This is a genomic window from Paraburkholderia sp. BR13439 (assembly GCF_040948805.1).
Classification (GTDB): domain Bacteria; phylum Pseudomonadota; class Gammaproteobacteria; order Burkholderiales; family Burkholderiaceae; genus Paraburkholderia; species Paraburkholderia youngii.
In genome coordinates, this window is the sequence record NZ_JBFPKN010000014.1 from 244,552 (window position 1) to 254,308 (window position 9,757).

Here is a 9,757-nt window from a genome sequence, read left to right on the forward strand (position 1 = left end):
GTTAGCCTACATTCGCCAACTCGACGACGCCCATCGTGAACCTCGAACGCGGCCACACCTTCTCCTTTAGCCCCGACGGCGAACACTTCCTGCTCGACGGCCTGCCGTTCCAGATTCGCAGCGGCGAGATGCACCCAGCCCGCATCCCGCGCGAATACTGGCAACACCGCATCCGCATGGCAAGGGCGATGGGGATGAACTGCGTCGCGTTGTACATCATGTGGAATTACCATGAGACGCACAGAGGCATGTTCGACTTCCGCAGCGGTAATCGCGATATCGAGGCCTTCATTCGCCTATGTCGATCCGAGCAGATGTGGGTGCTGTTGCGCCCAGGGCCTTACGTTTGCGCAGAGTGGGATCTGGGCGGTCTGCCTGCCTGGCTGTTGCGCGAGCCGGACATCCAGTTGCGGACCGACTCGGCCACCGATCCTCGCTACATGGCGGCGGTGGCTCGCTATATCGACGAACTGGTTCCGCGCATCAAGCCATTGATGAGCGAGCACGGCGGTCCGATCCTGATGATCCAGATCGAAAACGAATTCGGTTCGTATGCGAGCAATCCGGCTTACCTCGAGGAGCTCAGGCAGCTTTGGCTCAAAGGAGGCATAAGCGGGCCGTTCTACACCGAAGACGGTCTCGCGCAACTCGAACACAATCACACCACGGTGACGGGCGGCGCGATCGCGCTGAGCAACGGCAACGCAGCGCAAATCGCAACGGTGCGCCGCGATTTCCCCTCGGTGCCCGCGATGGCTGGCGAGGTCTACCCGGGGTGGCTCACGCATTGGGGCGAAGCGGGCTTCGCGGGCGTGGACTACGACCTCTCCAGCACCTTGGCCGCGTTCATGCAGGCGCGACTGTCGTTCAACCTGTATGTGATTCACGGCGGCACGAGCTTCAGCTTTTTTGCCGGCGCGAACGTGGACGATTCGGGCAGCAACTATCAGCCCGACATCACGAGCTACGACTACTCCGCGCCGATCAACGAGCAAGGCATCGCGACGCCGAAGTACCTCAAGTATCGAGACCTGATCGCCAGCTATCTGCCCGAACCGTTGCCAGCCATACCGGATGCCATCGCCACGCTTGACTGCGCAGGCGTTGGGGCCTTGATGCCAACGCTCTACGCGTCGATCTGGGACAACCTGCCAGCGGCACTGCCGCGCGAGCAAGACGCCCAACCGCGGTCGTTTGAACACTACGGTCAGGCGTTTGGCTTCGTGCTGTATCGCAAGTTTTTACCGGAGCACGCGCGCGGTGTGCTGGATATCAGCGGCGTTCACGACTATGCGACCGTTTTCCTTGGTGAACAGTACGCGGGCGGCGTATCGAGAGCGCAACTGCCGCGCAGGTACGCGCAGTCTCTCCACATGATGCATCGCGCGCCGCTTGCCCTGCCTTCGGCGCGGCAGAATCAAGGGTCGAGCACGGACAGTCTCGTACCGCTGGAGATACTCGTCGAGGCCATGGGACGCGTCAACTTCGGACCCGCGCTCGCCGACCGCAAAGGTCTGCTCGAACCGGTCACGATGCAACACGTAGACGGCTCAGTCTCGTCGCTCGAGCAATGGGACGTCCACCTGTTGCCGATGGATGACACGTTCATCGCCAACCTCAACGAAGGCTGCACGAACCCGAGCAAACCCGGTCTCTTTTTCAAGGCGAGTGTGCTGCTGACCGAAGTCGGCGACACCTGGCTCGACATGAGCAACTGGACCAAGGGTATCGTCTGGGTCAATGGTCACAACCTGGGACGCTACTGGAACATCGGCCCGCAAAAGCGCCTGTATTGCCCCGCGCCGTGGCTCGTGCAAGGTAACAACGAGGTACTGGTCTTCGACCTCCATAAGATCGACGCGAGGCCGATTCCACTGGCCGATCGCCTGTACTAGCGCGCATGCCTTCTCCCCTTCACCATTTCGCGGCGGCGACCGGCAGCAGTTCGAGCGTGAGCACTTCGAACGGCGCGAGTTGCACTGCATGCGGTACATCAGCGTCCAGTTGAGCGGGAATGCCGGAAGCCCTTGCACGCCCAACGCTGCGCGCTTCGAATCGTCCCGCCGCCCCATCCGGCAACTCCAGTTGGCGCCGCAGGTCGAGTACGAAGCGTTGTGTGCGACTGTGGGGATTGCGCAGCGTCACGATCGACTTGCGCGGCGCCCACGCTGCCCAACCGTAAGCCGCCTGTTCGTCCGGCGCGCCGCCAATCCAATGGCTGTCGCGCAGGATGTCGCCGTTTTCGCGCGCCCATCTCGCGGCGCGCGCAAGCTCATCCCAGTCGTGCTCGCCCAGCAGCGCCGGCGTGATGTATAGCTCCTGCAATTGCGTGCCGGTCCCGAAGTACGACCACACTTCGTTGGAGAATGCGTCTCCCGTCGACGTATTGAGGCGTGGATTGCACTGCGCGTAGAGGATGCCGTGCAGCATCAGCGAATTGAGCGGAAAGAGTGGACTGCGCTCCACGACGTTGTAATACGTCTGCGTGTCGCGGTAGGTGATCCAACGCTCGCGGTTCGTGCCGCCTCCCGCCAGGCCATCGTCGCTGCCGCCGCGCCAGATGGAGTCGACATGGCGCAGCCAGAACGGCGACGGATGCGTACCTGTCGTGAGATTGATGAAGGTTTCGGGCTTGGCCGCGCGCATGTCCTCGATCAGTTGAATCGCCGCGTCCCAATCGCTGTCGAACAGGCTGCCAGGAAACACCCTGTCGGCATTGCCCGTGCCGTCGAATTTGAATTGATTGACGCCGCCCTTGTCGAGCATGTCCATCACGACCTCATGAAAGCGCCGGTAATACGTCGGACCCGACAACGCGAGACCGTTGTCGATGACCTCATAACCAGCGGCACGTCCTCGCGCTACGCGTTCCTGTTTCGGCGCACCGTAGCCGCCCCACGGCGAAAGCCATATGCCGGGAGCGGCGCGGAATCGCGCGGCAGCGTCGCGCAGCGGAACGAAGCCATCTGGAAATGCATTGCTGAATTGCCAGCCGCCGCCAAGGTCGTCCCAGCCATCGTCGAACAGAAACGAATCGATTTGTACCCCGCGCACTGTATGCAACTCGTGGCCGATCGTTTCGATGCGTCCGAGCGCCTGTTCCTGCGAATATGGCGTCAGGTAGCCGATGTCGCCCCAGCTGTTGTAGTGCAGAAACGGCCGATACGGGCGGGCGCGTTCCCGCTCCAGATAGATGCCGAAGTCGCGCCGAATCTGGCCGTCACTGGCTACACCTGCCACAGCCGAGTAGACCAGCGTTCTGTTTTTCTGTAGAGGCAACGCGCGATGCAGCGTAAAGCTAAGGGTGTCGCCCTCTACCTGACTCGTCGCCAACGGATGCTCGAAGCCCAGATAAAAGTTGCCCGCAACGACCGGCGTGCCCTTGCGCTCGGGACTGGCCTTGGCGCCAGGAGCGCGTGTCTGCAGCAATGACACGGCGGTGATCGCTTCGTCCCGAACAAGCGCCGTAATCGCAAGTTGGACGCGCAGATATCGTGACCCGTCGCGTTGCTCGACGCTCCATTGCACCTTTAGGCGTCCATGAGTATCGACCAGGGAGATGCTCGCGCGCCGCCCTGCGATTCGTTCGCCCAGGCGGGACGCACGCGGGTTGGGTTCGACCGCCGCGTCGCTCACCGGCGCAACGACCTTCATCTCGGCCAGGCCCGTGGTGGTTCCGTCAGCGAGCGTGAGCGTGAACGGCGCGATGAGGAGCAGCGTGCGTTTGCGCTCGCAATCGATCAGCGAGAAACCGGCGAGACGTTCGTTCTCGTGCGTCCAGCGCAATGCAATCGCGTCGTTGCCGAATGAGGAGAGATGGCCCGTCGTCTGGAGCACGGGCATGCCGGTTTGCGTAGGCAAAGCATGGTTGGCGCGCATGGAGCACCTGTCTCGGGCCAGAGCAGCAGCAAATAGCGTAACGGCAATGGACCTACGTGTTCAAGGCACGGCGCGCGCGGGCGAAATTTTCTCATGGGGGCGACAGACCGCTCACCCGCGAAGTGGGCGTGGACCGAAGCGACCTTGCTGGCCTGCCCGGCGTGCGGCAGCTATCAAATCCGCGCACGCGGGCGAGTCGGAGCGGGGAAACGCGTAGAAACGTGCAACCGGCAACGCGGGCAATCCTTCTTTGCGACCCAACAGGCGCAAACCTTCGACTCGCTGACTATCGGCGATGACGGTAACGGCAAAACCCGAACTCGCCGCCGACAGACAGCCCGCCATGCTGCTGCTCTCGAACACGAGGCGCCATGCGCGCCCCGCCTTGTTGAGTGCCGCGATTGCCGACTCCCGATAGATGCACGGATCGGGAAAGACGGCCAGCGGCAGCGGCCGGTCGAGATCCAGAGGTTCATGTTGCGCGTAGGCCCAGACTAGCGGTTCTTCCCACAGCAGTTCACCACCTTTCCCGACACGGCTGCATTGCTTGCCGAACACGAGATCCAGACGACCGCGCTCCTGCTGGCGCAACAGATCGGCCGTGATGCCGACTTTGAGGTCGATTGTCGCCTCGGGATGTCGCTGTCGAAACCGCTGTAGCACCTGGGGTAGCCAGGTGCCGGCAAAATCTTCCGATGCACCGACCCGCAGTAACCCACGCAGCGGCGCGCCGCGCAGTTTCGCGCGGACCTCGCGTTCCAGATCGAGAATGTTGCGGCCGTACGCATACAAGGTGTCGCCGCCCTGCGTCAACGCCAGGTGGCGAGTCGTGCGTGTCAGCAGATCAACGCCGACCATTTGTTCCAGGCGCTTGATATGGCCGCTCACGGCCGAAGGAGTCAGCGCCAGACGCTCGGCGGCCGTGGCAAAGCTGCCGCTGTCCACGACTTCGAGAAAAGTGCGGAGCAATACGGTATCGAGCGGAACACCGTCGGCAGCGGGCAGAATGTCCATTGAAACGATTCAACACAAATAATCACCAATGAGTCGTGATTATTCACCAATCGCGACGAGACGTCGAGCTATCGTGGCACTACCCTGTTTGCACGAGGAAAACCATGAACACCTACCGCCACGCCGCTACCCAGCGGCTCGACATTGCCTATCTCGAATGGAACCCGCAGGGCGCGCGAACAGCGGTGCTGCTGCATGGCTGGCCGGACAGCCCGCAGTGCTGGAAGAGCGTCGCGCGCATTCTGGCCGATTCGGGTTACCGCGTGCTCGCACCTGCACTGCGGGGCTTCGCGCCCACCCGGTTTCTCGATACGAGCACGCGTCGCAGCGGCCAGTTGTCCGCGCTGGGGCGCGATCTTCTGGATTTCGTCGACGTGCTGCAAGTTGAGCGGCCGGTCCTCGTCGGACATGATTGGGGCGCACGCGCGGTCGCGAATGCGTGCGGCCTGCGAGATGGCGTGGCTTCACATCTGGTGATGCTATCGGTGGGATACGGCACCAATGCCCCGGACCAGGTATTGACCCTGCAGCAGGCACGCAATTATTGGTACCACTGGTTTATGGCCACGCCGCGAGGCGCACGCGTGGTTCGGGACGAGCGTGAGGCCTTCGCCAGGCAGATGTGGGATAGCTGGGCGCCGGCCGGCTGGTACACGCCGGCCGACTTCGACGAAGCGGCGCAGTCATTCGCGGGCGACGACTGGGCCGACATCGTGCTCCATTCCTACCGACATCGTTGGGGCTTCGTCGACGGAGACCCCGCCTATGCCGACGATGAAACGCGTCTGAATCCCGCACCGGTGCTATCGGTCGCAACGCTGGTGCTGCACGGCGGTGCCGACACTTGCAATCATCCCGATAGTTCGAGCGGACGAGAGTGCTACTTCCGTGGGCGATATGAGCGGAAGGTTCTCGATGGTGTCGGCCACTTTCCGCAGCGCGAAGCGCCGCGGGACGTCGCCGATGCCATCTTGCAGTTCTGTCGATAAGACTGGGAGCGGCGCGGCATGCAACGACACCTCTGCGACGAAGCGCGCGGGTCGCCACAGACCACCAAGGCCGACGCCGTGCACCCAGCCCGCGAGCCATGCGAACCATTCATGGCAGCGGGCTTCATCGACGGGGGCTTTTGGCAGCATTGCCAGGTTTTGGTAATGGCGCCGCGCGATAAACGTCACGATTGCCGGGAGTTCCGTCAATACGCCTACCTTTCGCTGCGCTTGCCGCCGACGCCGACCTTGCCGCGCCCGACCTTGCGATGCGGCGCACTGGGGCGCAGCCTTTTCCTGGAACTGGCTGTCAACGTGACGTGCTCCGAAGGGTAGCGGGTCGTTCTGTCCAGTGCGGCTTGATAGGCGCGATGGCCTGGATCGTTGCGCCTGGTAGCTGACATGACTGGCACCTCCTCAGAGAATTCTAGGCCGAAACAGCCCGGCGGTTATGCCGCCTTCCTGAGTACGGTGCGCGTCGTGCATGACAACCCGGACCGCCGCACCAGGGAAGCCGGAAAAAGCTGTCGCCGCAGTCCGTCAGCCAGCGCCGTTGCACCCTCAGCGGCGATCCAGTCCAGGCGTCACAACGTTCGTTTTTCCGCAACCATGCTTTCACCCAGCCCCGCTTCTTCCAGACGGCGGGAAGCAGGACTATACGTCCACGCCTCGACACATCGCCGCGGCCTCTTCCAAAAGGATGTGCAATCAAAGTGGACACCATTCATCGATATCGGATCGGCAGTGCGACCGTGACACGGGTCGCCGATCTCGTTCTTCCTGAGATTCCTTCAGCCTACCTGTTTCCCGACCGGGATCGCTCGATCCTTGCCAACGATCCGCCGCCATGGATCGGCCGCGAGAACGCCTCGCAAGACGGTGAGACGCTCGCGTTGAGCGTACATAGCTGGATCGTGCAGACAGAGGGCAAAACCGTCCTGATCGACACGGGTGCCGGCAACGGCAAGCATCGACCGCTGAACCCCGTGTTCGATCAACTCGATACGCCGTACCTGCAGCGCCTTGCGGCAGCCGGCGTTCAGCCGGCCGACGTCGACGTCGTGCTGATCACGCACCTGCACGTCGATCACGTCGGCTGGAACACGGTGCGCAAAGGTGACGCGTGGCGCCCGACATTCGCCAATGCGACCTACGTGTTCTCGGATGCCGAGTACCGTTTCTATGCCGACGAAGCGCACGTGCAGACACCGAGCGCTGGCGTATTCGAGGACAGCGTGCAGCCGATTATCGATGCGGGCCAGGCCCTGTTGATCGACGCACAAAGCCAGCCCACGCTCGAAGGCCTGGAGGGGTTCACGTTCCATCGAACCAAAGGCCACAGCTTCGACCATCTGTCGATCGGCTTCACTTCCGAAGGGCAGCACGCGCTGTTTTCAGGCGACGTCATGCATCACCCGATTCAGATAGCCAAGCCCGAGTGGAACTCGACTTTCTGCGAGTTTCCCGACGATGCCGAGCGCTCGCGGCTCTGGGCGCTGAACCACGCCGCAGATCGGCACTCGCTGTTCTTCAGCAGTCATTTCCCCGGAACGTCCGTGGGCGTGGTCGAAAGGCAGGCCGGCGGTTTCGTCTGGCTGCCCCGCTGAACCTCTCCACCAGAGAGCAAACATCATGGCAACCCAGGCACAGATTGAATCCCGCGACTTCATGATCCCGAGCGATACGCCCGGGATCGAGCTTCACATCCGCAACAAACGGCCGGCAGGCCGCACAGACTTTGGTGAAGCACGCACCGTGATGTTGATGCACGGCGCCACCTACGGATCCGGCAGCCTCTACGACACGCCGATCGGCGGTTATTCGTTTATGGACTACCTTGCTCGCGCTGGCTTCGATGTTTACGCCGTGGATGCGCGGGGCTATGGTGAGTCGACACGACCACCGCAAATGCGTGTCGCCGCTGCGCAGAGCGAGCCGCTGGGGCGTACCGAATCTGGCTTGCGCGACTTCACGAGCGCCGTGAACTTCGTGCTGCGCACTTCAGGCATCGCGCGTATCAATGTGATCGGAATGTCCTGGGGCGGGAGCGTGAGTGGCGCGTTCACCGCCCGCAACGGCCACAAGGTTCGCAGGCTCGGGCTCGTCGCGCCACAGTGGGTCAGCGACAAGCCCATCCCACTGGACCCAGGTGGCCCGCTGGGTGGTTACCGGGTGGTGCGCGCGGCCGATGCGCGCGAGCGCTGGGTCAATGCCGCCCCCGAGTGGAAGCGCAGCACACTGATACCGGATGGTGGCTTCGAAGCATGGCTCGACAATACGGTCCGCACGGAGCCCGACGCGGCGTTGCGCGAGAATCAGTCGATCCGTGTCGCGAACGGGCCGATTCAGGACATTCGCGAGTACTGGGGAGCAGGTAAGGCGTTTTATGACCCGGGCCACATCGAAGTGCCGGTCCTGCTGATTCATGGAGAATGGGATGTCGACGTGCCGCTCGCGCTTGCGCAGGATTACTTCGCGCATCTGAGCGGGTCGCCGGACAAGCGTTGGCTCGAACTGGGCGAAGCAACCCACATGCTCATGCTCGAGAAGAACCGGGGGCACGCATATCAGGCATTGGTCAGCTTCCTGAGCGAGGCTTGATGGCGCAAGCGTACGGGCGACCAACGCTTACGACACGCTTTCGGCGCCTGCGCCGTGCGAGAATGCCGCAGCACATCGCATGCATCCTCGCACGACGCAAATATCCATATCGACCCGCGACCCGCATGCTCCCAATCTGACAGGACTACTGCATGGATAAGCTGGCCGCGATGCAGACCTTCGTTCGTGTCGTCGATTCAGGCACATTTACGCGTGCTGCAGACCTCATGAATGTGCCCAAATCGTCCGTCACCCGCCTCATACAGGAACTCGAAAAAGAACTGGGGGTGCGGCTGCTGCACCGTACAAGTCGTCAACTCACGCTGACGCAGGAAGGCCAGATCTATTACGAGGGCTCGATTCGCGTGCTTGACGAGGTTGGCTCGCTGGATGGCAGCGTCCTGAGCGCAACCCGTTCGCCGAAGGGAAAAATCAGGGTGGAACTGCCCGGCTCGTTGGCGTACCAATTGGTCGTCCCGGCCATGCCGGACTTCTTTGCGCGCTATCCCGATGTGCAGGTCGAGCTGAGCGTCGGTAACCGGTCGGTTGATCTCATCGCCGAGAACCTTGACTGTGTTCTGCGTCTCGGGCCATTACTCAGCGACTCGCTGATCGCGCGCTCGGCCGGTACGCTGCCGCTCGTTACGTGCGCGTCGCCCGCCTACATTCAGCGTCACGGCCTACCGCGCGAGCCCGCGGACCTCATGCAAGGCCATACGATCGTCCGCATGAATTCGCCGCGCTCGGGGCGAGACTTCGTCTTCCAGCTCCATCGGGACGAACAGCTCTTCGAAATCCACGGCAGTCATCGGTTAAGTGTCAACGACTCGAGCGCCGCGCTAGCGGCTGGACTTGCAGGGCTCGGCGTACTCACCACCTATGCGTTCCTCGTCACCCCGCACCTTCGCTCTGGCGCACTCGTGCGCCTCTTTCCCGACTGGCGCGGCGATGACGTCGTTGTGCACGTTGCCTATCCAGCCAATCGGCATCTCGCCTCCAAGGTGCGCGTATTCGTCGAATGGGCGATAGAACTTCTCAGGGCAAGCGAACCCGCGTAACTCTTCGTGTCGTCACGCAGACAATCGCCCGTCAGCCAACTCGCCACATAAACGATGCCCACGCCCGCAACCGCCTGCACGAAGATGTAAGGAACGCGCTCGAAATAACTTCCCGCTATGCGCCGTTCCTTGAGCGAATGCTGTAGTTCCACGAAGGCAGGGTTGAGTCGTACGCGATGTTGAGCGAAGCGCGGACGTGGCGGGTGACCGTCCGTC

At 62.4% G+C, this 9,757-nt stretch carries 7 protein-coding genes and 1 pseudogene; 5 read left to right on the forward strand and 3 right to left on the reverse strand.

Annotation, left to right across the window (positions count from 1 at the left end):
- The first annotated feature begins 35 nt into the window (after window positions 1-35).
- Entirely contained in the window at window positions 36-1,895 is a 1,860-nt protein-coding gene (locus AB3X96_RS26525; protein ID WP_368592038.1) for a beta-galactosidase, read from the forward strand.
- 19 nt (window positions 1,896-1,914) lie between these two features.
- Here AB3X96_RS26525 and AB3X96_RS26530 read toward each other — a convergent pair whose 3' ends face one another.
- Together AB3X96_RS26530 and AB3X96_RS26535 are read right to left on the reverse strand one after the other, a co-directional pair.
- Window positions 1,915-3,879 carry an enterotoxin gene (locus AB3X96_RS26530; protein WP_368592039.1) on the reverse strand — a complete coding sequence of 655 codons (1,965 nt, stop codon included), beginning with the start codon at window positions 3,877-3,879 and terminating at the stop codon, window positions 1,915-1,917.
- A 111-nt stretch (window positions 3,880-3,990) separates the two neighbouring features.
- Entirely contained in the window at window positions 3,991-4,893 is a 903-nt protein-coding gene (locus AB3X96_RS26535; RefSeq protein ID WP_368592040.1) for a LysR substrate-binding domain-containing protein, read from the reverse strand.
- 104 nt (window positions 4,894-4,997) lie between these two features.
- On the opposite strand from AB3X96_RS26535, the gene AB3X96_RS26540 reads away from it, so the two are divergent.
- Complete coding sequence (locus AB3X96_RS26540; protein WP_368592041.1) at window positions 4,998-5,882, forward strand: alpha/beta fold hydrolase; 885 nt, start codon at window positions 4,998-5,000, stop codon at window positions 5,880-5,882.
- Between the two features lie 12 nt (window positions 5,883-5,894).
- Here AB3X96_RS26540 and AB3X96_RS26545 read toward each other — a convergent pair.
- Window positions 5,895-6,095, reverse strand: a pseudogene (locus tag AB3X96_RS26545) (glutathione S-transferase); the annotation flags it as partial.
- A gap of 500 nt (window positions 6,096-6,595) precedes the next feature.
- On the opposite strand from AB3X96_RS26545, the gene AB3X96_RS26550 reads away from it, so the two are divergent.
- The 3 genes from AB3X96_RS26550 (at window position 6,596) to AB3X96_RS26560 (ending at window position 9,541) form a co-directional block, all read left to right on the forward strand.
- Window positions 6,596-7,489, forward strand: coding sequence for an MBL fold metallo-hydrolase (locus AB3X96_RS26550; protein WP_368592042.1), 894 nt, complete (start codon window positions 6,596-6,598; stop codon window positions 7,487-7,489).
- Between the two features lie 25 nt (window positions 7,490-7,514).
- Entirely contained in the window at window positions 7,515-8,483 is a 969-nt protein-coding gene (locus AB3X96_RS26555; RefSeq protein WP_368592043.1) for an alpha/beta hydrolase, read from the forward strand.
- Between the two features lie 152 nt (window positions 8,484-8,635).
- The gene (locus AB3X96_RS26560) at window positions 8,636-9,541 is read left to right on the forward strand and encodes a LysR family transcriptional regulator (RefSeq protein ID WP_368592044.1); all 906 of its coding nucleotides are present in this window, start codon (window positions 8,636-8,638) and stop codon (window positions 9,539-9,541) included.
- Window positions 9,542-9,757: the final 216 nt, after the last annotated feature.